At 42.0% G+C, this 26,575-nt stretch carries 19 protein-coding genes; 18 read left to right on the top strand and 1 reads right to left on the bottom strand.

The features are described from left to right. Positions 1 to 43 precede the first annotated feature (43 nt). Positions 44 to 2,071 (bottom strand): transglycosylase domain-containing protein, encoded by a 2,028-nt coding sequence (locus BN988_RS17560; protein ID WP_036578535.1) that lies wholly within the window; start codon positions 2,069 to 2,071, stop codon positions 44 to 46. A 140-nt stretch (positions 2,072 to 2,211) separates the two neighbouring features. Between BN988_RS17560 and speE the strand changes: the two genes are divergently transcribed. The 18 genes from speE to rho all read left to right on the top strand — a co-directional run bounded on the left by speE (position 2,212) and on the right by rho (position 26,554). Next, positions 2,212 to 3,039 carry a polyamine aminopropyltransferase gene (gene speE, locus BN988_RS17555; protein WP_036578533.1) on the top strand — a complete coding sequence of 276 codons (828 nt, stop codon included), beginning with the start codon at positions 2,212 to 2,214 and terminating at the stop codon, positions 3,037 to 3,039. 12 nt (positions 3,040 to 3,051) lie between these two features. After that, positions 3,052 to 3,924: an agmatinase gene (gene speB, locus BN988_RS17550; RefSeq protein WP_036578532.1), complete on the top strand. Its 873-nt coding sequence runs from the start codon at positions 3,052 to 3,054 to the stop codon at positions 3,922 to 3,924. Positions 3,925 to 4,404: 480 nt separating this feature from the next. Continuing rightward, on the top strand, positions 4,405 to 4,845 hold the full coding sequence (locus tag BN988_RS17545) for a DUF1934 domain-containing protein (protein ID WP_036578531.1): 441 nt from the start codon (positions 4,405 to 4,407) through the stop codon (positions 4,843 to 4,845). Continuing rightward, positions 4,842 to 6,512, top strand: coding sequence for an arginine--tRNA ligase (argS, locus tag BN988_RS17540; RefSeq protein WP_036578529.1), 1,671 nt, complete (start codon positions 4,842 to 4,844; stop codon positions 6,510 to 6,512). Before BN988_RS17545 ends, argS begins: the two co-directional genes overlap by 4 nt. Before the next feature lie 511 nt (positions 6,513 to 7,023). Then, positions 7,024 to 9,132, top strand: a complete 2,109-nt coding sequence (locus BN988_RS17535; protein WP_036578528.1) for a (Fe-S)-binding protein — start codon at positions 7,024 to 7,026, stop codon at positions 9,130 to 9,132. Between the two features lie 167 nt (positions 9,133 to 9,299). Continuing rightward, positions 9,300 to 10,487 (top strand): acetyl-CoA C-acetyltransferase, encoded by a 1,188-nt coding sequence (locus BN988_RS17530; RefSeq protein WP_036578526.1) that lies wholly within the window; start codon positions 9,300 to 9,302, stop codon positions 10,485 to 10,487. 350 nt (positions 10,488 to 10,837) lie between these two features. Beyond that, positions 10,838 to 11,698, top strand: a complete 861-nt coding sequence (locus tag BN988_RS17525) for a 3-hydroxybutyryl-CoA dehydrogenase (protein WP_036578524.1) — start codon at positions 10,838 to 10,840, stop codon at positions 11,696 to 11,698. Between the two features lie 15 nt (positions 11,699 to 11,713). Beyond that, positions 11,714 to 12,850: an acyl-CoA dehydrogenase family protein gene (locus BN988_RS17520; protein WP_036578523.1), complete on the top strand. Its 1,137-nt coding sequence runs from the start codon at positions 11,714 to 11,716 to the stop codon at positions 12,848 to 12,850. Between the two features lie 15 nt (positions 12,851 to 12,865). Then, on the top strand, positions 12,866 to 14,008 hold the full coding sequence (locus BN988_RS17515; RefSeq protein WP_036578522.1) for an acyl-CoA dehydrogenase: 1,143 nt from the start codon (positions 12,866 to 12,868) through the stop codon (positions 14,006 to 14,008). A 34-nt stretch (positions 14,009 to 14,042) separates the two neighbouring features. Further along, positions 14,043 to 14,681, top strand: a complete 639-nt coding sequence (locus BN988_RS17510; protein WP_036578520.1) for a TetR/AcrR family transcriptional regulator — start codon at positions 14,043 to 14,045, stop codon at positions 14,679 to 14,681. Between the two features lie 4 nt (positions 14,682 to 14,685). Next, complete coding sequence (gene icmF, locus BN988_RS17505; protein ID WP_036578518.1) at positions 14,686 to 17,925, top strand: fused isobutyryl-CoA mutase/GTPase IcmF; 3,240 nt, start codon at positions 14,686 to 14,688, stop codon at positions 17,923 to 17,925. A 553-nt stretch (positions 17,926 to 18,478) separates the two neighbouring features. Further along, the gene (gene rpoE / locus BN988_RS17500; RefSeq protein WP_036578516.1) at positions 18,479 to 18,988 is read left to right on the top strand and encodes a DNA-directed RNA polymerase subunit delta; all 510 of its coding nucleotides are present in this window, start codon (positions 18,479 to 18,481) and stop codon (positions 18,986 to 18,988) included. A 291-nt stretch (positions 18,989 to 19,279) separates the two neighbouring features. Beyond that, the gene (locus BN988_RS17495) at positions 19,280 to 20,893 is read left to right on the top strand and encodes a CTP synthase (protein WP_036578514.1); all 1,614 of its coding nucleotides are present in this window, start codon (positions 19,280 to 19,282) and stop codon (positions 20,891 to 20,893) included. A 217-nt stretch (positions 20,894 to 21,110) separates the two neighbouring features. Continuing rightward, positions 21,111 to 21,476, top strand: coding sequence for a response regulator (locus BN988_RS17490; RefSeq protein WP_051558103.1), 366 nt, complete (start codon positions 21,111 to 21,113; stop codon positions 21,474 to 21,476). A 101-nt stretch (positions 21,477 to 21,577) separates the two neighbouring features. After that, positions 21,578 to 22,435: a class II fructose-bisphosphate aldolase gene (locus tag BN988_RS17485; protein ID WP_036578513.1), complete on the top strand. Its 858-nt coding sequence runs from the start codon at positions 21,578 to 21,580 to the stop codon at positions 22,433 to 22,435. Positions 22,436 to 22,482: 47 nt separating this feature from the next. Continuing rightward, the gene (fsa, locus tag BN988_RS17480; RefSeq protein ID WP_036578511.1) at positions 22,483 to 23,121 is read left to right on the top strand and encodes a fructose-6-phosphate aldolase; all 639 of its coding nucleotides are present in this window, start codon (positions 22,483 to 22,485) and stop codon (positions 23,119 to 23,121) included. A 346-nt stretch (positions 23,122 to 23,467) separates the two neighbouring features. Then, positions 23,468 to 24,754 carry a UDP-N-acetylglucosamine 1-carboxyvinyltransferase gene (locus BN988_RS17475; protein ID WP_036578510.1) on the top strand — a complete coding sequence of 429 codons (1,287 nt, stop codon included), beginning with the start codon at positions 23,468 to 23,470 and terminating at the stop codon, positions 24,752 to 24,754. Positions 24,755 to 25,273: 519 nt separating this feature from the next. Further along, the gene (rho, locus tag BN988_RS17470; RefSeq protein ID WP_036578509.1) at positions 25,274 to 26,554 is read left to right on the top strand and encodes a transcription termination factor Rho; all 1,281 of its coding nucleotides are present in this window, start codon (positions 25,274 to 25,276) and stop codon (positions 26,552 to 26,554) included. Positions 26,555 to 26,575: the final 21 nt, after the last annotated feature.

Here is a 26,575-nt window from a genome sequence, read left to right as displayed (position 1 = left end):
GTTAGATACAAAGGCAAGGAGACTAGCTTATGGTCTTTTCCTTTTACCGAAACAAATCGAATAATTGTTCCACCATGCTTTTTTCCTCATCTTTATCCTCTTGATGGTAATGTTCCGTGCAATATCCCTCTGGTTCTGTTCCTTTTTCAAAGTACATGACACGGCTTGATTCGCAATATGGCGTTGCTCGCAGTCCTGTTACAGGATCAATAGGAATTCCCACAACACCGCTCGGTGCAGTGAAATTTTCTATTGGAATGTCTTCGTGTGCTGCTTCCATGAATCCTGCCCAGATTTGCTTGGTATAAGCAGATTCTGCAACCTTCTCCATTGGTCGATTATCATCATAGCCAGCCCAAATCCCTGTGACAAGTGATGGACTATAACCAATCATCCAACTGTCGGAATTGGTTGTACCGGACTTTCCGGCATAGATTCTGGAGAGTTGGTCTGAAACCGACGAACCTGTCACAGACATATAGCCATCCAGTTCCCTATCAAACATACCAGTCATAAGTTGTGTAAGGAGAAAGGCTGTCTTTTGGTCGAGTTTTTGCTTCCCTTCTTTCGTTTTATGTTTATAAACGGTTTTACCTTCTCGATCGACAATTTTTTCGATTGTATGGCCTTGAAGTTCATGGCCCCCGTTTGCTAGCATGCCATAGGCAGTGACCATTTCTTTTACATTTACAGTTGCTGTCCCAAGTGCTAGGGAAGGGACGGCAGGGAGCTTACTTGTTATGCCAAATTCTTTTGCAGCATCCACAAGTCTCTCTGGGCCAAGATACATATTTGTTTTTACCGCATAAACGTTATCAGACAAAGCGATAGCTTGTGCTAGTGTAATGGGTTCATTTGCATAATAACCATTAAAATTACTTGGTTGGTACACGTTGCCATCTGCTAGTTCGAAGCTAGTTGGCTTGCTCATCAACATGGTGTTGGGCGTATAGCCATTTTCAAGTGCAGCATAATATAGAAAAGGCTTAAAAGAAGAACCAGGCATTCGCTTTGCCGATGTTGTCCGGTTAAAGGGACTCTGATTATAGTCTCTGCCACCAAGCATGGCAGTAATCCCACCCGTGCTAGGATCAAGCGCTAATGCACCTATCTCCAGTTCTGTTTCAGGCTGTGCTGTCTTCTCTACTTGCTGTTCGAGTAACTTTTGCTGTTTGGTGTTAAGTGTTGTATAGATAGAATAACCGCCTGACCGGACTTCTTTCTGTTTCCTACCTAGTAGCTCAGCGGCTTCCTTGATAACTGTATCTTGGAAATGGGGGGCGATTTTTTCCTGGCTGTTGGGACTGTTTTTAGCATAGATTAATTCCTGTCGCAATGCCGAATCAAAAGATTTTTGGTCGATGATCCCTTTATCAAGTAAGTTGGTCAATATTTGTTTTTGACGATTTCGCGCCCTTTCTTCATCGTTTAGTGGGGAGTAATAGGTTGGTCCCTTTGGAATGCCTGCTAGCATCGCTGCTTCAGCGACCGTTAAATCTGTAGCTGATTTATTAAAGAAATAGTTACTAGCTGCTTCGATTCCATATGCTCCGTGACCGTAGTAAATAGAATTTAAATAGCCTTCCAGAATGTCTTCTTTTGAGTAAAACATTTCAAGGCGCACTGTATAAAATGCTTCCTTGATCTTTCGGGTGAGGCTTTTTTCATGGGTTAAATAAAGATTCCTTGCATATTGCTGGGTTAAAGTGCTGGCACCTTCTTTGAGGGACCATGTTTTGATATCCTTTACAATTGCTCCCATGATACGTTTCAAATCAAAACCATGGTGATTATAAAAGTTCTGATCCTCGGTAAGTAGTGTGGCTGCAATGATTTCCTCTGACATATCGCTCAGTTCAACCCATTGCCGGTATTCCGGTCCACGTTCTTCTCCAATAACTTCTTCGTTGGTACTATAAAGTATGGTATTCTGATCCATTTGCAAATCTGGTGGACCAAGCAGGAAACTAGTAAGGTAGATGGCACCCGCTCCAAGTAGGATAACTGCCACTAGCCACACGATTAATTTTAAGAGTAGTTTTGACCCCAAGTTATACTTTCCTTTTCCCATGATTCGTATCTCCAGTATGTGTGCATTTCTATCAGTATGGGAAAAGATAAAAAGATCTAAACAAAATGTGAGAAAAAGCTTGTCTTTTTGTGGAAATTCTCTATAATTTTATTGTCTTAATAGATGAAGGAGTGAAGAAAATGAGCATGTGGTTTACTGAAAATCAAACAGCCAATTTTGGCATTACAGCAAAAATAAAACAAACACTAGCTACTGTGAAAACAGACTTCCAGGAGCTACAAATGATAGAAACAGAAGAATGGGGCAATATGCTTGTACTAGACGATATGGTCATGACAACAGAGAGGGACGAATTTGTTTACCATGAAATGGTTGCCCACGTTCCACTATTTACTCATCCTAATCCGAAGCACATCCTTGTTGTGGGCGGAGGAGATGGTGGTGTTATTCGTGAAGTACTTAAACACCCATCTGTCGAAAAGGCGGTACTTGTTGAAATTGATGGGCAGGTAATCGAGTACTCTAAAAAGTTTCTGCCTTCCATTGCTGGAACATTGGATGATCCGCGAGTAGAAGTGAAAGTCGATGATGGCTTTTTATACATTGCCAACAGTAAGCGTGAATTTGATGTCATTATGGTGGATTCAACAGAGCCTGTTGGCCCAGCAGTAAACCTCTTTACAGAAGGATTTTACAGCGGAATAAAGGATGCCTTAAAGGATGATGGCATTTTCGTTGCACAGACGGACAATCCGTGGTTCAAAGCGGACCTCATTCATCAGGTATACCATGATGTGAAAAAGATCTTTCCTGTTACAAAGCTATACACTGCTAATATTCCTACGTACCCAAGTGGGCTTTGGACATTTACAATGGGAAGCAAAATACATGATCCGCTAAAAGTGAAGCCAGAACGATTCCATGAAATCGAAACGAAATATTACACACCAGAACTGCATACCGCATCTTTTGCGTTGCCAAGGTTTGTGTCAGATTTATTGAAATAAAGGAGGGATTCCATGAGATTCGATGAGGCGTACTCAGGAAAAGTGTTTATTATGTCAGGAAATGATTACGAAAAAGCACAGGCTGTCATTTATGGTATGCCAATGGACTGGACAGTGAGCTTTCGCCCAGGTTCACGTTTTGGCCCTGGACGTATTCGAGAGGCCTCTATTGGGCTGGAAGAATACAGCCCATACATGGACAAGCATTTGGAGGAGGTTTCCTATTTCGATGCAGGAGATATTCCACTACCATTTGGCAATCCCCAGCGCAGTTTGGACGAGATTCGTAAGTATGTGACGAAGCTTAATGCAGATGGGAAATTTCCGCTTGGCCTTGGGGGAGAGCATTTAGTTACCTGGCCAGTTATTCAGGCGATGCACGAGGTATATCCAGATATGGCAGTAATTCATATTGATGCACATGCCGATCTCCGCGAAGAATACGAAGGGGAAGAACTTTCCCATTCGACACCTGTCCGGAAGATCTGTGGCTTACTTGGTGCAGAGAACGTCTATTCATTTGGGATTCGTTCTGGGATGCGTGAAGAATTTCAGTTTGCTAAGGAAAGCGGCATGCATATGACGAAGTATGATGTAGCGGATCCATTAGAAAAAGCATTACCACAGCTTGCAGGACGAAAGGTATACGTCACCATCGATATTGATGTATTGGACCCTGCTTTTGCTCCAGGTACCGGTACAGCAGAAGCTGGTGGGATCACATCCAAAGAATTGCTAAAAGCAATTCAACTAATTTCCGAGTCTGAAGTGAAGGTTATCGGAGCAGATCTCGTAGAAGTCGCACCAGCCTATGACCATTCAGAAAAGACAGCTATTGCAGCAAGTAAATTCGTTCGTGAAATGCTGCTCGGATGGGTAAAATAATTTAGAAGCCTCTGCCTGCGGGTGGAGGTTTTTAATTTCAGTATTGTTAAAACCTCTGGTTAATCAATCAGATGAACAGCCCAATCGATAATGCGAGATGTTTAATCGATCATAGGAGCCGTTCAATCGATCCCGCAAGAGGTTTAATCAATCATAGGAGCAGTACAATCGATAATGCGAGATGTTTAATCAACCATAGGAGCCGTTCAATCGATCGCGCGAGATGTTTAATCAATCATAGGAGCCGTTCAATCGATCCCGCAAGAGGTTTAATCAATCATAGGAGCCGTTCAATCGATCGCGCGAGATGTTTAATCAATCATAGGAGCAGTCCAATCGATCATGCGATAGGTCCAATTAACCCTCCGCTCAACTTCAATAGGATGCAAATTCAGGAATTTTAAAGGTAGTTCTGGCATTTCCCCCCTGATTAGCGATATAATAGGTCATTATATGATTTTTTACGATTGAGGAGATTTGATGACACAACAAGGACGACAAGTCATGATTGAGCTTTCTACCTCCATTGAAGACAATGGAAATGTGGAAAAAAGCCAGATGAAGCATACGGCTGAATTTTTTCAAAAAGGCAAGCTGGATGTACTGCGCTATGAAGAGCAGGGTGAGGACGGCTCTTTGACAAATAATCTGATTACCATACAGCCAGAAAAAGTAAGTATTAAGCGAACTGGTGATGTTAGGATGAATCAGCAATTTCAGCAAGGCCAAATTACCGAAAATATGCTGAAGCACCCTTATGGTAGCATGCATATGGAAACAACTACCCAATCAATCAGCTATAAAGCACCCACAGATCATTCTGAAGGGCGTTTAAAAATAGATTACACAGTTAAATTAAATGGCCAGGATGAACGCAGCCATGAGATCAAACTTACAATTATAGAGGAGGGTGCCAAATGAACGTGTTGGCCCAAACGGAAGAAACATTAAAACAAGCAATAGCAACAGCTGTCATACAAGCTGAACTAGCGACAGAAGAGGAGCTCCCTTCGATTGTTCTCGAAAAACCAAAAGCCAAAGGGCATGGTGATTTCGCAACAAATATAGCGATGCAATTGGCTAGAATCGCCAAAAAAGCTCCTAGACAAATAGCGGAAGACATTACGGCTAACTTAGACAATACAAAAGCTTCCATCGAAAAAGTGGAAATTGCTGGTCCTGGGTTTATTAACTTTTTCATGAAAAATGACTTTCTCGGTGAAATCATTCCAACTATTCTAAACGACCAAGCAGCATATGGTAGAACCAATGCTGGTCAAGGTGAAAAGGTTCAAGTAGAATTCGTTTCGGTTAATCCTACAGGCGATCTGCACTTAGGTCACGCTCGTGGCGCAGCTTTTGGAGACGTACTTTGTAATGTGCTAGATGCTGCTGGCTACCAGGTAGAACGTGAATATTATATTAATGATGCCGGTAATCAGATTGATAACCTGGCATTATCAGTCGATGCGCGCTATTTCCAGGCACTTGGAAAAGATGTTGCGATGCCTGAGGATGGCTATCACGGTGAAGATATCATTAAAATTGGTGAAAAGCTTGTAGAGGAGCATGGCGATAGCTGGGCAGAAAAAGAACAGTCTGAGCGCCTGGCTTTCTTTAAGGAATATGGTTTAAAGTACGAACTTGGTAAAATTGAAGAAGACTTAGCCGAATTCCGTGTCCATTTTGATAACTGGTTCTCTGAACGTTCCTTGTATCAGGATGATAAGATCACGGATGCGCTTGATGTATTGAAAGACGGTAACTATGTGTTTGAACAAGACGGCGCAACGTGGTTCCGCACTACAGATTTCGGGGACGATAAAGACCGTGTTCTGAAGAAACAGGATGGTAGCTATACCTACCTAACTCCAGATATTGCCTATCATAAAAACAAACTGGATCGTGGATTTAATAAAATTATTAATGTATGGGGTGCCGATCATCATGGTTATATTCCAAGAATGCGCGCAGCCATTCAGGCATTAGGCTATCCAGTGGAAAAATTTGACGTGAAAATCATACAAATGGTGAACCTGTTTGAAAATGGCGAGAAACTACGTATGAGTAAACGGACAGGTAAAGCAGTAGCACTTCGAGAATTAATGGAGGAAGTGGGCGTCGATGCCGTTCGTTACTATTTTGTAACCCGTTCAAATGATTCACAGCTTGATTTTGATATGGATTTAGCACGTTCACAATCCAATGACAACCCAGTATTCTACGTCCAATACGCCCATGCACGTATCTGTACAATGCTGAAGCAAGCGGAAAGCAAGGGATATGAGGTGGAAGCGGGCTATGATGCAAGTCTGCTAACAGCTGAGAAAGAAGTAGACCTACTGAAAAAACTTGGTGAATTCCCGCAAACTGTTGCAGATGCGGCAGAAAAGCAAACACCTCATAAAGTCACACAGTATGTGTATGACTTAGCGACATTGTTACACAGCTTTTATAACGCTGAAAAGGTTCTGGACGAATCTAATAAAGGGCTGACACATGCGCGTATTGCCTTAATGAAAGCAGTAAGAACCGTATTGCAAAACGCATTAAAGTTAATTGCTGTTACCGCACCAGAGAAAATGTAAAAAAGTTTTATATAGTAAAAGCCGGGCTGATCAGCTCGGCTTTTTGCTTAGTATAGTGAGAGAGCTTGCCTGGGGAAAGCTGAACATCGGCCGGGAATGCTGGGGCATCGCCCGAGAAAGGCCGAACATCGGCCGGGAATGCTGGGGCATCGCCCGAGAAAGATTGAACATCGGCCGGGAATGCTGGGGCATCGCCCGAGAAAGATTAAACATCGGCCAAGAATGCTTGAACAACGCCGAGAAAGGCCGAACATCGGCAACTTCGTATAACTCCACTTCGCAAGCAACAAATATCAGGTTAAAAAAGGCTCCAGATTGTGGCATTAATTAAAAGCAGATGTATCTTGTCTCATAGAACGAATATTTTACAGAATTTAAGTTGACTGAATGATCATTCATCGTTTAAAGTAGAGATAGAAGTTATTTATTTTTTACTATTCACAAAAATGAAATCGCTAACATCTTTTGGGGATAGGAGACATGCAAAGAAATAACAGAGGGGGAGCGGATAATGGAGACATTTTTGCTAATAAACGGATTAGCCTTTGCAGCCATCACACTATATGGCCTGTATTTATTCGCTAGAGTTGTAGCGACTAGGGTAGCGTACATTCGACTTGGGAAAAAATCAGAGTTTGACCGACAGTATAAAGAGCGGTTTCGCAGAATAGGCAAAATTGTATTTGGTCAATCAAAACTTTTGAAAGATAAGAAGTCTGGCACGATTCATGTCATGATGTTCTATGGATTTATTCTTGTTCAGTTCGGTGCCATTGATTTTATTGTAAGAGGAATATCACCGGACAACCATTTGCCGTTTGGAATTTTTTATCCGGGCTTTGTATTTTTCCAAGAGCTTGTAACGTTGATGATTCTTGTTGCGGTTGGTTGGGCTTTTTATCGTCGTTATATGGAAAAGCTTGTCCGTTTGAAGCGCGGATTTAAAGCAGGTCTAGTTCTAATTTTTATTGGTAGTTTAATGGTGTCAGTACTTGTTGGAAACGGAATGGCGCAAATCTGGCACGGTCATGAAATGACATGGACAGAGCCTATTGCTAGTTTAATAGCAGGAGCATTTAGTTGGATGTCACCAACTGCTGCAATGGTTGTATTCTTTATTGCATGGTGGGTTCATACCATTACATTACTGTCCTTCCTTGTTTACGTTCCGCAATCCAAGCATGCTCATTTAATAGCTGCCCCGATTAATGTATTTCTAAGTAAACGGGTCCCGGGTAAACTGAAGAAACTTGATTTTGATATTGATGAGGAAGCAGAGGAAAGCGAGGAGGAGATCTCCTTTGGTGTTGGAAAGATAGAGGATTTTGAACAACATCAAATGTTAGATTTTTATGCATGTGTAGAATGTGGTCGCTGTACCGATGTCTGCCCTGCATCTGGAACAGGCAAAATGCTTTCCCCGATGGATATCATGGTGAAACTAAGGAACCACCTAACAGAAAAAGGTGCTTCAATCACAGGGAAATCACCTTGGGTTCCAGCTTACGCATTTGCAGGTACACAAGGAAATCAAGCTACTTCAAATGAAGAAGCAGCAGCCACAGTGCAACACGCTAGTTTAATTGGTGATGTCATTACAGCGGAAGAGCTTTCTGGTTGTACGACATGCCGAAACTGTGAGGATGCTTGTCCAGTAAATAATGAACACGTTGGTACGATCATAGATTTGCGCCGTTACCTTGTGATGACAGAAGGAAAGATGGATCAAGATGTCCAGCGTGCTGTAATGAATATAGAACGTCAAGGAAACCCATGGGGACTATCGAAAAAAGATCGTGTGAAATGGCGGGAACTTGATGAGACAGCTTATATTCCAACAGTGAAAGAACTGAAAAAAGAAGAGAAGGAATTTGACTATCTATTCTGGGTTAGCTCGATGGGGGCATATGATAGCCGCAGCCAGAAAATTGCAATCTCCTTTGCCAAGCTTATGAACCAGGCAGGCATCCGATTTGCAATACTTGGGAACAAGGAAGCAAATTCTGGAGATACGGCAAGGCGAATTGGAAATGAATTTTTATTCCAAGAGATTACTGAGAAGAATATAAAAGAATTTGAGAAAAATGGTGTAACCAAAATTGTAACGATTGACCCACATGCATACAATATCTTTAAAAACGAATACCCCGATTTTGGGTTTGAAGCAGAAGTCTATCATCATACACAAATGCTTTATGATTTGGTCATGGAAGGAAAGCTAGCCCCTACTCGAGAAATAAAGCAAAGACTCACCTATCATGATTCCTGCTATCTAGGAAGATATAATGGGGTGTATGATCCACCTAGAGAAATTTTGAAATCCATACCAGGTCTTGAGTTAGTAGAGATGACACGTAGTAAAGAGAATGGTATGTGTTGTGGTGCAGGTGGTGGCTTGATGTGGACGGAAGAAACGACTGGAAATCGGATTAATGTGGCAAGAACCGAACAAGCTATTGCCGTGCAACCGACAATGATCTCCAGCGCTTGTCCTTACTGTTTGACGATGCTTAGTGACGGAACGAAAGCGAAAAATGTTGAAGAGGATATAAGCACAATGGATGTTGCAGAGATCCTGGCATTGTCTGTATTTACGGAAACAGAAAGCAAAACAGCGTAATTCGAAAACATACCTATGGTAAAATGACAGAGAGGAAGAAGGGACACTTCCTTCTTCTTTCATGCACGTAATCTGAGCGAGCGTTCAATCAACTTCCATGCAGCTACTTGGTATGGAGTGATAGTTTAATAAGCCGTTTTTAAATAGAAGAAAAGGTGGTAGTGATAATGAGAAAATCTGTAATTGTGTCTGGAGCGAGAACGCCATTTGGTAAGTTTGGTGGAGCACTTAAAGAATTTACCGCATCCCAGCTGGGTGGTAAGGCAATAAAAGCTGCTTTAGAACGAGCTGGAATGGAAGGTTCCGAGATTGACGAAGTTATTATGGGAACCGTGCTTCAAGGTGGGCAAGGACAGATCCCGTCACGACAGGCTGCAAGAGAAGCTGGGATACCATGGAATGTAAAAACCGAGACGATTAATAAGGTGTGTGCCTCTGGTCTTCGTAGTGTGACACTTGCTGATCAATTAATCCGACTCGGAGATGAAGAGATCATTGTTGCAGGTGGGATGGAGAGCATGAGTAATGCGCCATACTTTCTTCCAGATGCCCGTTGGGGAAATCGAATGGGGGATAAACAAGTAAAAGACATGATGATTCATGATGGTCTGACGTGCTCTTTTGAAGGGGTACATATGGGGAATTACGGCAATTCCACAGCAGGTAAACATGATTTAAGCCGAGAAGCACAGGATGAGTGGTCCTATCGTAGTCATCAGCGTGCTGTAGAAGCGATCGACAATGGCAAATTTACCGACGAAATTATTGCGGTGGAAGTACCACAGCGCAAACGTGATCCGTTAATTGTGGACACAGATGAAGCGCCTAGAAGAGATACAACGCAAGAAAAACTTGCTGGTTTACGTCCAGCCTTTGATCCAAACGGCACCATTACGGCGGGAAATGCACCTGGTGTAAATGATGGCGCATGTGCATTTGTCGTAATGTCTGAAGAGAAAGCAACGGAAATGGGCAAAGCACCAATGGCCTATGTGCACGGTCATGCAGAAGTAGCAGTCGAGGCAGAAGATTTCCCAGAAACGCCTGGTCTTGTCATTAACAAGATTTTAGAAAAAACTGGTCACTCTAAAGACGACATTGATTTATTTGAAATTAATGAGGCATTCGCTGCGGTATCTTTGGCAAGTGGAAAAATAGCCGGGATTGACTCGGAAAAAGTGAATGTAAATGGCGGAGCTGTGGCACTAGGGCATCCAATTGGCGCGAGTGGAGCTAGGATTATCCTAACATTAATCCATGAACTAAAACGTCGTGGTGGAGGGCTAGGCATTGCAGCAATCTGCAGTGGTGGTGGCCAAGGCGACGCAGTACTCATTGAAGTACCAAAACAATAAACAAAAGCGAAGAGCGTCGTTTAAAAACGTAGCGGCTGGAGCAAATCAACTGAAATAAAGGAATCAAGGTGAGCTTGCGAACCAATGATGACTTATTTCAAGGCGATTAGCGAAGCTGGCTAGTTTTTGGCGCTCTAAGCTAGCCGGACAAAAGCGAAGAGCACACGTATTAAGGAAGGCCGACTAAGAACGCCACGTCCTGTGGCAACGTCGGCATGACCCGGATCCTCCGGGCCCGCAGCTGTGTCTTGAAAAACCATAATACCCCAGGTGGAAAAGGAAGCCGGGGTATCATGGTTCCTTAACATGAGTTTTCCTAATTTTCGTTACATAAAATGAGGAGGGATGGCATGATCAAAAAAGTACTTGTAGTAGGAGCAGGTCAAATGGGTGCGGGAATTGCACAAGTTTGTGCCCAAGCAGGATTAGAAGTTTTCTTGCATGATCAAAAGGAAGAAGCTGTGCAAAAAGGACTCCAGTCCATTGGAAAACTGCTTAGCAGAGCAGTGGAAAAGGGACGGATGACAACAGAGGAGAAAACAACTACACAAAATAGGTTAACACCCTCTACATCATTACAGGACGCGGCGAACTGTGATCTTGTTATAGAAGCAGTCGTGGAAAAGATGGAGGTTAAAAAAGCAGTCTTTCAAGAGTTAGATGGGATCACACCACAGCATGCTATTCTTGCTACGAACACCTCGTCGCTCGCCATTACAGAAATCGCAGCAACAACAAAGAGACCAGACCAAGTGATAGGCATGCATTTTATGAATCCGGTTCCAGTTATGAAGTTAGTAGAAATAATCCGTGGCTTGCAAACAAGTGACGAAACCTTCAAAGAGATTGAAGAGCTTGCTAAAGTACTTGGAAAAGTACCGGTGTCAGTAGAAGATTATCCCGGATTTGTCTCTAACCGAATTTTAATGCCGATGATTAATGAGGCTATCTTCACCGTATACGAAGGAGTGGCAACAGTAGAGGATGTCGACACGTCAATGAAGCTTGGGATGAATCATCCAATGGGCCCGTTAACGCTTGCGGACTTTATTGGTTTAGACACATGTCTTTACATTATGGAAGTGTTGCATGAAGGATTTGCTGATAGTAAATATAGACCATGTCCCTTGTTAAAGCAGTATGTCCAGGCAGGTTGGCTTGGTAAAAAGACTGGCCGCGGCTTTTACCAATATGAAAAAACAACAGGATAGACAGGGGGGATAGAGATGGACTTTCATTTTACGGAAGAACAGACCATGCTTCAAAAGATGGTACGCGATTTTGCCAAGGAAAAGGTGGCACCAGAAGTAGAACATATGGAAAGAGAGCATCGATTTCCTAAAGAACTTATTGGGGAGATGGCAGAGCTGGGACTACTCGGTATCCCCATACCAGAAGAATTTGGTGGAAGTGGGATGGACTTTATTTCTTATGTAAGAACAATTCATGAGCTTTCTAAAGTAAGCGCTTCCTTAGGGGTAATACTTTCTGTACATACCTCGGTTGGGACGAATCCGATCCTTTATTTTGGGACTGATCAGCAGAAGCAATATTATTTGCCCAAATTGGCTAGTGGAGAATTCCTGGGAGCTTTTGCATTAACAGAGCCTAGTGCGGGTTCTGATGCTTCCAGTATAAAAACGAGAGCGAAGAGGGATGGCGATCATTACATCATAAACGGAGCAAAAGTTTTTATTACAAATGGTGGCCATGCAGATACCTTTATTACGTTTGCCCGTACAGGGGAGGGCTCTACTGGGCTTAGTGCCTTCATTTTAGAACGAAATACGCCAGGACTTGAAATTGGAAAAGAAGAAAGAAAAATGGGACTCAATGGATCCTCCACAGTACCACTAACATTGGAAAATTGCCGGATTTCTAAGACACAGCTGCTTGGTAACGAAGGAGATGGCTATAAGATAGCGATGAAAAACCTTCATGTTGGCCGGATTGGAATTGCTGCCCAGGCGTTGGGAATTGCGGAGGCGGCGGTTGAGCTTGCCACAGATTATGCGAAAGAACGACAACAATTTCAAAAACCGATTGCAGCAAATCAGGGGATTGCCTTTAAGTTAGCTGATATGGCGACAGCTGCTGAAGCGGCAAGTCTATTAACCTACCAAGCAGCCTCCCTTGTGCAAAAAGGAGTCTCGTGCTCAAAAGAAGTATCGATCGCGAAAATGTTTGCATCCAAGACAGCTGTGAAAAACGCGATTGAAGCGGTACAGGTGCTTGGTGGGTACGGGTACACAGAGGATTATCCTGCTGAGCGACTTTTTCGAGATGCTAAGGTAACGGAGATCTACGAAGGAACCAACGAAATTCAACATATGGTGATTGCCAAAGAATTGTTAAAGAAATGATTGGGGGATGAAGCAATGAATTTTCAATTAACAGAAGAGCAGGAAATGCTACGTAAAATGGTTCGGAGTTTCGCGGAAAAAGAAGTGGAGCCAACTGCAGCCGAACGAGATGAAGAGGAACGATTTGACCGGGAGATTTTTGACAAAATGGCAGAGCTTGGTCTAACAGGCATTCCTTGGCCTAAAGAGTATGGCGGCATCGGTGCAGATTATGTCAGCTATTGTATTGCAGTAGAGGAATTATCGCGCGTATGTGCGTCAACAGGGGTAACACTTTCAGCACACCTCTCCTTGGCAAGCTGGCCGATTTATACATACGGCAATGAAGCACAGAAAACGACGTTTCTTAAGCGTCTGGCCACAGGAGAAGCATTAGGGGCTTATGCGCTGTCAGAACCGGGTGCCGGAAGTGATGTTGTTTCAATGAAAACGACAGCAAAGGAAGACGGGGCCGATTATATTTTAAATGGCAGCAAGGTTTGGATCACCAATGGTGGTGTCGCAGATATATACATTGTGTTTGCTAAAACAGACACGGATGCAAAACATAAAGGGATTAGTGCCTTCATCGTAGAAAAAGGCACGGACGGGTTTACCTTTGGTAAGAAGGAGAAGAAGCTAGGAATTCGTTCTTCACCGACAACAGAGCTTATCTTTGAAAGTTGTCGGATACCAAAGGAAAACATGCTTGGTGAAGAAGGGGAAGGTTTTAAAATTGCCATGACGACATTGGATGGTGGACGAAACGGGATTGCGGCCCAAGCTCTTGGCATTGCCCAAGGTGCACTGGATGCAGCTGTTGGCTATGCAAAGGAAAGAGAGCAGTTTGGCAAGCCGATCGCAACGAATCAAGGAATCTCCTTTAAACTTGCAGATATGGCGACAGAGGTGGAAGCATCAAGACTATTAACCTATCAGGCGGCCTGGTTGGAATCCGAGGGCCTTCCGTACGGGAAAGCTTCTGCTATGTCGAAACTATTTGCAGGTGATGCAGCAATGCGAATCACGGTAGAGGCAGTGCAAGTATTTGGCGGGTATGGTTACACCAAAGATTATCCTGTTGAAAGGTATATGCGGGACGCCAAAATAACGCAAATCTACGAGGGAACCAATGAAATTCAGCGGCTCGTCATTGGTCGTATGTTGACCAAAGCCTAAAAAAGCGTTTGCTAAAGAGAAAGGGGAGTGCTCGGTGGCCGAGGAGCAGGTTTTTTCAGCGGTAAAAGATAAAGGGTTAGTAGAGAAAAGGCGCAAACAAATGATTAAAGGTGCCCTTAACCTGTTTAAAGAAAAAGGGTTCCACCGAACAACAACTCGAGAAATTGCCAAAGAATCAGGGTTCAGTATTGGCACGCTTTATGAATATATTCGAACAAAGGAAGACGTTTTGTTTCTTGTGTGTGACTCTATCTATGACCAGGTCCAAGTACGACTTGAGAAGGTCATCAATGTCCATGGTTCTCCACTTGAAAAGCTTGTGTCCGTAACCGAAGCGTATTTTCGTTTAATGGATGAAATGCAGGAAGAGATTGTCATTATGTACCAAGAAGTGAAATCACTGAAAAAGGACACGAAAGAGTATGTCCTGCAAAAGGAAAGAGAAATGGTGCAAATGTTAGAAAAGGTGATTGTGACCTGTTTGCCGGAAGAGAGCATTTCATCAAAGGATGCGATGCTTATGGCAAATAACATTTTTATTCAAGGACAAATGTGGAGCTTTCGTCGTTGGATGTTGCAACGGCAATTTACCTTGGAAGAATATATTGAACGACAGACCCAGTTTATTTTGCGTTCCTTATCGATTGGGGCACCTAAGAAAGGAGAGAAGTAAAAGCATGGATCAGACGATTTATAAACCGGAACATCCAGTTCGTTTTGTAACCGCATCCAGTTTATTTGACGGGCATGATGCTTCGATTAATATAATGCGACGAATTTTGCAGGCGAGTGGAGCAGAAGTGGTACATCTTGGACATAACAGATCAGTGGAAGAAGTTGTGCATGCTGCAATCCAGGAGGATGTACAAGGGATCGCGATGTCTTCCTATCAGGGTGGGCATGTAGAATATTTTAAGTATATGGTCGATTTATTGAAAGAGCTTGGTGCAGAGCATATAAAAGTTTATGGCGGCGGTGGGGGTGTCATCATCCCACGTGAAATTAAAGAACTGCATGCTTACGGCGTAGCACGAATTTTTTCCCCAGAGGATGGCAGGGAATTAGGGCTACAAGGAATGATTAACTTGATGCTTAGAGAGTGTGACTACCTGCCACCAATTGATACGGAGAAGGACCAGGAAGCACTCGTTAAGGGAGAGCGTCAGGCAATCGCCAGGTTTATAACGTATATGGAAAATACCGCAGTTGATGCAGATGAAAAGCAGACTGTTTTACAATCACTGAGGGAAAAGAATAACGGTACCACCCCTGTCTTAGGTATTACCGGAACAGGGGGAGCAGGGAAAAGCTCCTTGACTGATGAACTTATCCGTCGATTTATACATGGGATTCCTGATAAGAAAATTGCTGTTATTTCCATTGATCCAACAAAGCGAAAAACAGGAGGAGCCTTGCTGGGTGATCGTATACGAATGAATGCGATCTTCTCAGAACGGGTTTACATGCGATCTCTAGCTACGCGGGATTCTCACAGTGAATTATCAAAAGCTATTCAAGATGTACTCGATGTGGTACGCGCTTCAGGCTATGATTTTATTATCGTAGAAACGAGCGGGATTGGGCAGGGAGACGCCGCCATAACGGATGTGACAGATCTCTCCATGTATGTCATGACAGCTGAATTCGGTGCCCCTTCTCAGTTAGAGAAGATCGATATGATTGATTATGCCGATTTTATTGTGATTAATAAGTACGAACAAAAAGGCTCAGAGGATGCACTGAATCAGGTCCGCAAACAGTATGAACGAAGCCATATGCTTTTCCATGAGGATAAGACGAAATTCCCAGTCTATGGGACAATCGCCAGCCAGTTTAATGATGCAGGGACAAATGCTTTATTTGCCTCGCTTATTGATACGTTAAATGAAAAGTTTGACTGGGCAGACGAGGCTGATTTCAAACGTCATGTAATCGCAGAAAAGCAAAATATGATTATTACAAACGAACGCAGACATTACCTTCGAGAGATCGCGACACATGTACGCCATTATCACCAACACGCTAATAAGCAAAGCGATGTTGCAAGAAAGATTTATCAACTAAAAGCAGCAGCGGAAATGGTGGAGGAGGAATCTTCTAAAGAAAGTCTACAGAAGTTAATCGAATACCATGAAGGACAACTGGATAGCAGATCCAAGCGCCTGCTTGACTCCTGGGAAGAAATGCAAGAGGCATACAGCAAGGATAAAATGGTCTTCAAAGTACGGGATAAGGAAATAGAAATGGATATTGTATCCGAATCCCTTTCAGGTATAAACATACCAAAAGTAGCATTCCCGAGATTTCAAGACTGGGGTGAGCGGCTATATTGGTTAATGAAAGAAAATGTACCTGGTTCTTTTCCATTTACAGCAGGGGTTTTCCCCTTCAAACGAAAGGGAGAAGACCCGACAAGGCAATTTGCTGGTGAGGGGACCCCGGAACGGACAAATAGAAGGTTCCATTATCTATCGAAAAATGAGGAAGCAAAACGCCTTTCGACTGCTTTTGACTCGGTAACTCTTTATGGAGAAGATCCTGCACACAGACCTGACATTTATGGGAAAGTCGGCGAGAGTGGGGTAAATATTTGCACTCTTGATGATATGAAAAAGCTGTATGCGGGATTTGATTTATCAAGTCCGTTAGCCTCTGTTTCCATGACAATCAATGGTCCTGCACCGATTATTTTGGCAATGTATTTTAATACAGCAATTGACCAACAGGTGGATAAATTTAAACATGAACAGGACAGAGTGCCAACGGAAGCGGAGTATGCACAGATAAAAGAAGAAACCATCGCTGTCGTACGGGGGACCGTTCAAGCAGATATTTTAAAGGAAGACCAAGGGCAGAACACCTGTATTTTTTCCACGGAGTTTGCATTACGGATGATGGGGGATATCCAGCAATACTTTATTGATAAAAACGTACGAAATTATTATTCTGTGTCTATCTCTGGCTATCATATTGCAGAAGCTGGTGCCAACCCAATAACACAGCTCGCCTTCACGCTGGCAAATGGATTTACGTATGTGGAATATTACTTAAGCAGGGGTATGGATATAAATAAATTTGCGCCAAATCTATCCTTCTTTTTCTCCAACGGGCTAGATCCGGAGTATTCGGTTATTGGCAGGGTTGCAAGACGAATTTGGGCAATCACAATGCGGGACAAATATGGTGCGAATGAACGCAGTCAAAAATTGAAGTATCATATCCAAACATCAGGGCGTTCCCTGCATGCACAGGAAATTGACTTTAATGATATCCGCACAACTTTACAAGCATTGCTCGCGATTCAAGATAACACGAATTCTCTGCATACCAATGCTTATGATGAGGCAATTACCACCCCGACAGAAGAATCTGTTCGAAGAGCGATGGCAATCCAATTGATTATCAATAAAGAATATGGGCTTGCTAAAAATGAAAATGCATTACAAGGAGCCTTTATAATTGATGAACTGACAGATTTGGTAGAGGAAGCTGTTCTTGAAGAGTTTGACAAAATGAATGACCGCGGCGGTGTTCTTGGTGCGATGGAAAGACAATACCAGCGCGGTAAAATTCAGGAGGAATCATTATATTATGAAGGGAAGAAACATTCAGGGGAACTACCTATTATTGGGGTAAACACCTATTTAAATCCTACCCCACCTTCAGAGGATCAAATCGATTCCATGGAGCTTGCTCGCGCTTCTAAAGAGGAAAAAGAACATCAAATTAAAGAACTACTTCGTTTTCAAAATGAGCATAGTACTTACACAGATCAGGCGCTAGAGAAACTAAAGGAAGTCGCAGCATCTGGTGGCAACATCTTTGCGGAATTAATGGAAACCGTAAAAGTAGCAAGCCTCGGTCAAATCACAAACGCCCTATACGAAGTAGGCGGCCAATATAGAAGAAATATGTAAAAACAAAAGCGAAGAGCGCACGTTTAGCGACGTACGAACTGGACTGAGCCGTAGGAGATAAAGAAAACACGGTGAACCGAAGGGAACCGATGTTGCCTTATTGTACGGAGGTGAGGGAAGTTGCGCTAGTCGCTGTGTGCTCGTAGCTAGCCGAGACAAAAGCTGAATCGTCCGCTTAGAAACGTAGCGAGTGGAGCAAATCAACTGAAATAAAGGAATCACGGAGAGCTTGCGAACCGATGATTACTCGAGAAAAAGGCGTGAAAGGAAGTAGAAAAACACGTCTTTTTCTTTTTTGCTATAGCATAAAGCTTAGATATTTGTTTATAATGAAGGATACGGTTCTTGATGCTGTTGCAAGGAAGGCCAAGGTGGAAATGGCGTTCGCTAACAATTTAACAGTTTAAATTACATAAGGACACATTTTACTTTATACCTTATTCTTGTTTATAGTATAATGAGTTTTATTACCATTTCATAATGGAAAAAAGTAGAATGAAGATGCATTGGGCTGATTAAGCCTTGAATATATAAGTAAAGGGAGTGCGTTACCGTGAGCTTGAAGAACTATAGCCACGAAGAGAGCAAGAAGTTATCAATGATTGAACTGGCAAATGCTATAATGCTTGATGAGAAAAAAGCGATGAATTTTAAAGATGTCTTTGAGCAAATTGCAAACATAAAGGAATTCTCTGATGCGGATAAGGCAGCTAACATTGCCCAGTTTTATACAGACTTAAATGTGGATGGTCGCTTTATTACAATCGGTTCCAACATGTGGGGATTGAAACGCTGGTACCCTGTAGAAACAATGGATGAAGAAGTAGCTGCTGCACCGAAAAAGAAAAAGAAAACGAAGAAGAAAAAGAAAGAAGAAGAGTCATTGGATCTGGTTGAAGAGGAATTGGATATTGTGGATGAAGACATTGAAGAAATGGCTGATGACTTCGACGACGATGAAGAAGATGAATTTGACGCTGATCTGGAAGAAGATCTTGAAGATGAAGATGACGAAGATGATGAAGAAGACGTTGAGGATGAAGATACCAAAGATAAAAAGTAGCTTTACGCCCCAGAAATCTATCTTGACTTTTGGATAGAGGATGGGTACAATTCTTATTGGGCTCTTTAAATTAACTTTCAAAGCGTTTCCCCTACCTAGTGGGGGAGGCGCTTTTATTATTTTGTATACGTATAGTGCCATTTGTCTGATGCCAACCATCAACGTGTGTATGTCTTAGCATACCGTTGTGAAATAGAGGCACAGTAAGAGGTAGATAGAAAATACAATTCCCGAGCGTTTCCTAATAATGCCATATAGGCAATGAATAAAATGATAGAAAGAGGTAGTTGGATGACAAATTATATTTTTGTAACTGGTGGTGTTGTTTCATCGCTTGGAAAAGGAATAACTGCTGCTTCATTGGGCCGTTTACTTAAAAACCGTGGACTAAAGGTAACGATACAAAAATTCGACCCGTACATCAATGTGGATCCAGGAACAATGAGTCCATACCAGCATGGTGAGGTTTTTGTTACAGAAGATGGAGCTGAAACAGACCTGGATTTAGGGCATTATGAACGTTTTATTGACATTAATTTAAACAAATTCAGTAACATTACAACAGGGAAGGTTTACTCTAGTGTAATCCGTAAAGAACGTCGTGGGGATTATTTGGGAGGAACTGTACAGGTTATCCCGCATATTACGAACGAAATTAAAGATCAAGTTTTCCGCGCTGGGGAAGCAACAGGAGCAGATGTTGTCATTACCGAGATTGGCGGTACTGTTGGGGATATTGAATCTCTTCCTTTCCTAGAAGCCATTCGTCAAATTAAGAATGAGGTTGGCAAAGATAGCGTCATGTATCTTCATTGTACACTTGTACCGTACATTAAAGCAGCCGGCGAAATGAAGACAAAACCGACCCAGCACAGTGTGAAGGAACTTCGCTCATTAGGAATTCAGCCTGACGTAATTGTACTTCGAACTGAACATGCAATAAGCAAGGAAATGAAAGAAAAAATTGCTTTGTTCTGTGATATTAACGAAAAAGCTGTTATCGAAATGATGGATGCAGACACCTTATACCAAGTGCCAATCTCCTTACAGCAACAGAATCTTGATCAGATTACGTGTGATCACTTTGGCTTGAGTTGCCAGCCTGCCGAAATGAATGACTGGAAAGAACTTGTTACCAAAGTAAGATCACTTTCGAAAAAAGTAGACATCGGTCTTGTTGGGAAATACGTGGAGCTTCCTGATGCTTATATTTCCGTTGTAGAGTCATTAAAGCATGCAGGCTTTGCTTATGACACAGATATTAAAGTTCACTGGATTAATTCGGAAAAACTAGATAAAGAACAGATGCATGAAGCACTTGATAATGTGGACGGTATTCTTGTCCCTGGTGGTTTTGGTGATCGAGGAATTGAAGGGAAAATTGAAGCGATTAAATATGCTAGAGAAAACAATGTACCTTTCTTTGGAATCTGCCTCGGAATGCAGCTTGCAACCGTTGAATTTGCGCGAAATGTTCTTGGTCTTGAAGGTGCACATTCTGCAGAGATCGATCCGACTACGCCATACCCGATCATTGACCTTCTGCCTGAGCAAAAGGACATCTCGGATCTTGGTGGAACATTAAGACTCGGATTGTATCCATGCAAATTACAGGACGGAACTAAAACCAAAGCAGCATATGGCGGGGAAGATTACATTGAAGAGCGTCATCGCCATCGCTATGAGTTTAATAATGCTTATAGAGAGCAAATGGCGGAGAAAGGATTCATTTTCTCTGGTACAAGCCCTGACGGAAGATTGGTGGAAACGATTGAAATTGAAGACCATTCTTGGTTTGTAGCTTGTCAGTTTCACCCTGAATTCACATCTCGTCCGACAAGAGCACAAGCTCTTTTCAAAGGCTTTATTGGAGCATCTGTGGAAAATCAATCCCAGACAAAATAGACCTTTTTTGGCAAATAACCGGGTAGCGAAGGCTATTCGGTTATTTGTTTTTAGGGTGAATTTTTATGAAGAACGGAAAGGTTCTGGTAATTTTTTCGTATTGGAGGGAAGATTTACCGAGATAAAAAATTCTGAAAATGGGAAGGATATTTTCGTTTTTTAGCGAAATATATACATTAGAGGAGACAGGTAATTGAATGGAAAGGAGTAGTGCTATGTGGTTAAAAAAGAGATCCTAATAGTCGACGACCAATTTGGAATTCGCTTGCTTTTAACAGATATACTTGAGGGAGAAGGGTATAGTGTGGCCACGGCAGTATCTGGAAAAGAAGCGTTTGACAAACTTAAAAAGAATACATATAGCCTTGTATTATTGGATTATAATCTTCCTATTATGCACGGTGGGGAAGTCTTAAGACAAATGGACTTGGAGCATATCGAGGTACCTGTTATTGTGATGAGTGGATTATCCGATCAGGTTAAAGGGGAAATTACCGACTATACTAATGTTAAGCAAGTTCTTGCAAAGCCTTTCAACATATTGGATGTCCAAGAACTTATTAGAATTACGTTGGATTCTTAGCCACTATTGTTGCGCAGCAGTGTTGTTGTTGGTATTCTTATAGTGTAGTTAAAACTTATTTAATGCAGATGAAACCATTCATCTCAGAGGAGGACATAGTAATGCCATTAGTATCAATGAAGGAAATGCTTGAACAAGGAAAAGCCAAAGGTTATGCAGTTGGACAGTTCAACATTAATAACTTGGAATATATTCAAGCAATCCTTAAAGCAGCTGAAGAAGAAAAATCACCGGTAATTCTTGGCGTATCTGAGGGTGCTGGAAGATATATGGGTGGATTTAAAGTCGTTGTAACAATGGTAAAAGCTTTGATGGAGGAATATAAAACAACCGTTCCTGTTGCTATCCATCTTGACCATGGTTCAAGCTTTGAAAAATGTGCGGAAGCAATCCATGCTGGTTTCACATCCGTTATGATTGATGCTTCTCACGGCCCACTAGAAGAAAATATTGCAGTTACTTCCAAAGTAGTAGAACTTGCACATATCCATGGTGTTTCTGTTGAAGCTGAATTGGGAACTGTTGGTGGACAAGAAGATGACGTTATCGCAGAAGGTGTTATTTACGCAGACCCGAAAGAATGTCTGAAGCTTGTTAACGAAACAGGAATTGATTGCTTGGCACCTGCACTTGGTTCTGTACACGGACCTTATAAAGGCGAGCCTAACCTAGGCTTTGCTGAAATGGAAGAAATCTCTAAGACAATTGAATTGCCACTTGTACTTCATGGTGGAACTGGTATCCCAACGAAAGATATCCAGCGTTCTATTTCTTACGGAACAGCTAAAGTAAATGTAAACACAGAAAACCAAATCGCACAGGCACAAGCTGTTCGCAAAGTACTTGCTGAACAACCGGATCAGTATGACCCACGTAAGTATCTTGGACCTGGTACTGAAGCTATTAAGCAAACAGTTATTGGCAAAATGCGTGAGTTTGGTTCTTCTAACCAAGCGTAAAAAGTTAAACTGAAATCCTAGTATGGGGAGAATGGAGGCGACTGAAAGTGAAATTTTTTATTGATACAGCCAACATTGAAGAAATACGCTCAGCTAACGCACTTGGCATCTTGGCTGGTGTTACCACCAATCCAAGCCTAGTAGCGAAGGAAGGAATTTCTTTTCATGACAGACTTGGTGAAATTACAGAAGAAGTTTCAGGTTCGGTTAGCGCAGAAGTAATTGCTGAAGATGCAGAAGGAATGATCCAAGAAGGCAAAGAACTTGCAGCAATAGCCCCGAATATCACGGTGAAAATTCCGATGACACTAGAAGGGCTTAAAGCGGTTAAAGCTTTAAGTGATCTAAATATCAAAACGAATGTTACCTTGATCTTTAACGCAAACCAAGCGTTATTAGCAGCAAGGGCTGGCGCTTCTTATGTTTCGCCATTTCTTGGGCGCCTAGATGATATTGGGCATGACGGAATGAATTTGATTGCAACCATTGCAGAAATTTTTGACCGCCATGATATCCCATCAGAAATTATTGCTGCCTCCATTCGTCATCCATTACATGTGATTGATGCAGCGTTAAATGGAGCGCATATTGCAACGATTCCCTATAATGTATTAGAAAAGCTTGTCAAACATCCATTAACTGACCAAGGCATTGAGAAGTTTTTGACAGACTGGAATAAAAATTAATTGCATAAAATTGGTAACTAGTGCACAATCTAAAAAAGCAATATAACGTGTAACTTTAAACCAGCAAATCCAAAGTCCTTCTAAAAATGTGTATTACAACTCTTGTAGGAAAGTCGTCCAATCGATTTCTTTAACTGCAGCTGTTTATCCTTTCATTTTTAGAGGGGCTTCTTGTTACACATTATGAAAGCTTTAATTTAGCTGGAAGCAAATTCGACGTAGTAAAAATCTGGGAGTTCTAAGTATAAGAAAAACGTAGTCCCGCTCTGAGAAAGGAGCGAGTCGTTTTTCTAACTATACTGGTACTCGTACGTCCTGTACGTCAAAAAAGCGGGGTTTTTTTATCATGCAGAAAATGTTAGTAGAAGGTGGCCATCTATTAAATGGCCAAGTACGTATTAGTGGTGCAAAGAATAGCGCAGTAGCATTGTTGCCAGCAGCAATTCTTGCTGACTCAGAGGTTACCATTGAAGGGTTGCCGGAAATTTCGGATGTCTACACATTAGGTGATTTACTTGAGGAAATCGGTGGGTCGGTTTCTTGGGACGGGCAAACAGTCCATATTAATCCAGAAAATATGATTGCCATGCCATTGCCAAACGGAAAAGTGAAAAAGCTAAGAGCCTCCTATTACTTTATGGGGGCGATGCTTGGCAAATTTAAGAAAGCAGTTATTGGCCTTCCTGGCGGCTGTTTCCTTGGACCGCGTCCGATCGATCAGCATATTAAAGGGTTTGAAGCGCTTGGGGCTAAAGTAACCAATGAACAGGGTGCAATCTATTTGCGTGCTGACGAATTACGGGGAGCAAGAATTTACCTCGATGTCGTAAGTGTTGGAGCTACCATTAATATTATGCTTGCCGCAGTTAAGGCTAAAGGCAGAACTGTTATTGAAAATGCCGCCAAAGAACCTGAAATCATTGATGTGGCAACATTACTCACAAGTATGGGTGCACAAATTAAAGGTGTGGGAACGGACGTCATTCGAATTGAAGGGGTCTCTGAGTTGAAAGGCTGCAAACACACCATCATTCCTGACCGTATCGAAGCGGGAACCTATGCCATTGCTGCAGCAGCGCAAGGGAAAGAGGTTATCATTGATAATGTCATTCCTCAGCATCTCGAGTCACTGCTTGCTAAGCTCAGAGAAATGGGTGTCACAGTAGAAGAAAATGATGAGCAACTATTTATTGCGCCTAGAAATCCTTTGAAAAGCGTTGATATTAAAACATTGGTTTACCCAGGTTTTCCTACAGATCTGCAACAGCCGTTTACTTCTTTGCTGACCAAAGCAATGAATACCGGAGTGGTTACGGATACGATTTACTCGGCTCGCTTAAAGCATATTGATGAACTTAGACGTATGAATGCTGCCATTAAAGTAGAAGGTGGATCTGCCATTGTATCTGGCCCAGTACAATTGGAAGGAGCGAGAGTAAAAGCTTCTGATTTACGAGCAGGAGCCGCTCTTATCATTGCAGGGCTTATGGCTAATGGTATCACCGAAATTACGGGGCTAGAGCATATCGATAGAGGATACGATCATTTCACAGAAAAGCTTACCCAGCTTGGAGCCAAAGTATGGCGAGAGGAAATGACCGAACAAGAAATTATTCAATTCCAGAATTCCTAGCATCTTGTAGAAAGAGGGCCTATCTTGATTGCCCTCTCTCTACCCCAAATATTTTCTGGTAGGGATGATGGTAAGAAGGGCCACTTTATAGAGAATGATACTTTTAACTAATATGCACTAGTGTATAGATGAAAGTAGACGATGTAGCAATACGCCTTGTAATCAAAGGATAAGGTGTATTTTTGCTATATAATGGGTAAACTATCTTTAGTATATAATAAGAGGAAGCCATACCGTCTCGGCTTCCTTTTCTATTAAATTAATAAATCCTAAAAAATAGAGTTGAATAATAGTATTCAAAAGAGTAATATGGAATATGCTTAATACAGATTAAGGATATGATCTTCAAATCCAACTACAGTAACTTCTTCATTTCTACGAAGCTAAACCTTCCAACTAAAGAAGTGTACAATTCTCAATTTAAATTATAACTGTACAGAAGGCCTTCCGCTGTGCAAAGCAATTATTTAATTATTTAATTATTATTTTTATTTAAAAACAAATAGGCGTGGTGATCTTATGGCAGCATTAACAATCTCTCATTTAGAAACATTAAAATTAAAAGAAATCTATAACTTAGCGAGAGAGTACAAAGTATCCTATTATGCAAAGCTAACCAAAAAAGAATTGATATTTTCAATCTTAAAGGCGCAGGCTGAAAAGGATGGCTATTTATTTATGGATGGCGTGTTGGAAATTATTCCTTCAGAAGGCTTTGGTTTTTTACGTCCAATAAATTATTCTCCGAGCGCAGAGGACATTTACATATCTGCATCGCAAATTCGTAGATTTGATTTGCGGAATGGTGATAAAGTATCCGGGAAAGTTAGACCACCAAAAGAAAATGAACGTTACTATGGTTTGTTACACGTAGATGCAGTAAATGGAGAAGATCCTGAAACAGCAAAAGAGCGCGTTCACTTCCCGGCATTAACAGCATTATACCCAGACCGTTTTATGAAATTGGAGAACCCAACGAGTCGACTCTCCACACGTATCATAGATTTAATGACACCAGTTGGGTTTGGGCAAAGGGGACTTATTGTAGCTCCTCCAAAGGCAGGTAAAACAGTACTGTTAAAAGAGATTGCCAACAGTATTTCAAAGAATCATCCTGAAGCGAAGCTTATTATTTTACTTGTTGATGAACGACCAGAGGAAGTAACAGATATTGAGCGTTCTGTACATCCTGATGTTGATGTAGTAAGTTCAACATTTGATGAAGTACCAGAAAGCCATATCAAGGTTTCTGAGCTTGTTCTAGAAAGAGCAATGCGCCTTGTAGAGCATAAGCGGGACGTCATTATTTTAATGGACAGTATTACAAGACTTGCAAGAGCCTATAACCTTGTTATTCCTCCAAGTGGACGTACATTATCCGGTGGTATTGACCCTGCTGCTTTCCATCGACCAAAACGATTCTTCGGCGCAGCTCGTAATATTGAAGAGGGCGGAAGCTTTACCATTCTGGCAACAGCGTTGGTAGATACGGGTTCAAGAATGGATGATGTCATTTATGAGGAATTCAAGGGTACCGGAAACATGGAACTTCACCTTGACCGTAACCTTGCACAACGCCGTATATTCCCGGCCATTGATATTCTTCGCTCAGGCACACGGAAAGAAGAGCTGCTTGTCGATAAAGCTCATTTGGATAAGATTTGGGCCATCCGTAAAACAATGCAGGATTCCAACGAATTTCTTGAACGTTTCCTAAGAAGATTGAAAGCTTCGGAAAATAATGAGGAATTCTTTAAGCAAATGGATGAAGAGATGAAGCGCAAGGGAACGAAAAGGTAGTTACCCCCTTAGATTGGAAAT

This window comes from Oceanobacillus picturae, assembly GCF_000612865.1.
Taxonomy (GTDB): Bacteria; Bacillota; Bacilli; order Bacillales; family Amphibacillaceae; genus Oceanobacillus_B; species Oceanobacillus_B jordanicus.
Note: the sequence above shows the minus strand (reverse complement) of the source record. Positions and strands in the feature narration are given on the sequence as shown.

Bases quoted from the DNA above. Each gene is read 5' to 3' on its own strand.
- BN988_RS17515 (WP_036578522.1), top strand. From the start codon at position 12,866: ATGAATTTTCAATTAACAGAAGAGCAGGAAATGCTACGTAAAATGGTT.
- BN988_RS17475 (WP_036578510.1), top strand. From the start codon at position 23,468: ATGCAGAAAATGTTAGTAGAAGGTGGCCATCTATTAAATGGCCAAGTA.
- speE (WP_036578533.1), top strand. From the start codon at position 2,212: ATGAGCATGTGGTTTACTGAAAATCAAACAGCCAATTTTGGCATTACA.
- BN988_RS17545 (WP_036578531.1), top strand. From the start codon at position 4,405: ATGACACAACAAGGACGACAAGTCATGATTGAGCTTTCTACCTCCATT.
- BN988_RS17520 (WP_036578523.1), top strand. From the start codon at position 11,714: ATGGACTTTCATTTTACGGAAGAACAGACCATGCTTCAAAAGATGGTA.
- rho (WP_036578509.1), top strand. From the start codon at position 25,274: ATGGCAGCATTAACAATCTCTCATTTAGAAACATTAAAATTAAAAGAA.
- BN988_RS17485 (WP_036578513.1), top strand. From the start codon at position 21,578: ATGCCATTAGTATCAATGAAGGAAATGCTTGAACAAGGAAAAGCCAAA.
- BN988_RS17525 (WP_036578524.1), top strand. From the start codon at position 10,838: ATGATCAAAAAAGTACTTGTAGTAGGAGCAGGTCAAATGGGTGCGGGA.
- BN988_RS17560 (WP_036578535.1), bottom strand. From the start codon at position 2,071: ATGGGAAAAGGAAAGTATAACTTGGGGTCAAAACTACTCTTAAAATTA.
- speB (WP_036578532.1), top strand. From the start codon at position 3,052: ATGAGATTCGATGAGGCGTACTCAGGAAAAGTGTTTATTATGTCAGGA.
- icmF (WP_036578518.1), top strand. From the start codon at position 14,686: ATGGATCAGACGATTTATAAACCGGAACATCCAGTTCGTTTTGTAACC.
- BN988_RS17495 (WP_036578514.1), top strand. From the start codon at position 19,280: ATGACAAATTATATTTTTGTAACTGGTGGTGTTGTTTCATCGCTTGGA.
- BN988_RS17535 (WP_036578528.1), top strand. From the start codon at position 7,024: ATGGAGACATTTTTGCTAATAAACGGATTAGCCTTTGCAGCCATCACA.
- BN988_RS17530 (WP_036578526.1), top strand. From the start codon at position 9,300: ATGAGAAAATCTGTAATTGTGTCTGGAGCGAGAACGCCATTTGGTAAG.
- argS (WP_036578529.1), top strand. From the start codon at position 4,842: ATGAACGTGTTGGCCCAAACGGAAGAAACATTAAAACAAGCAATAGCA.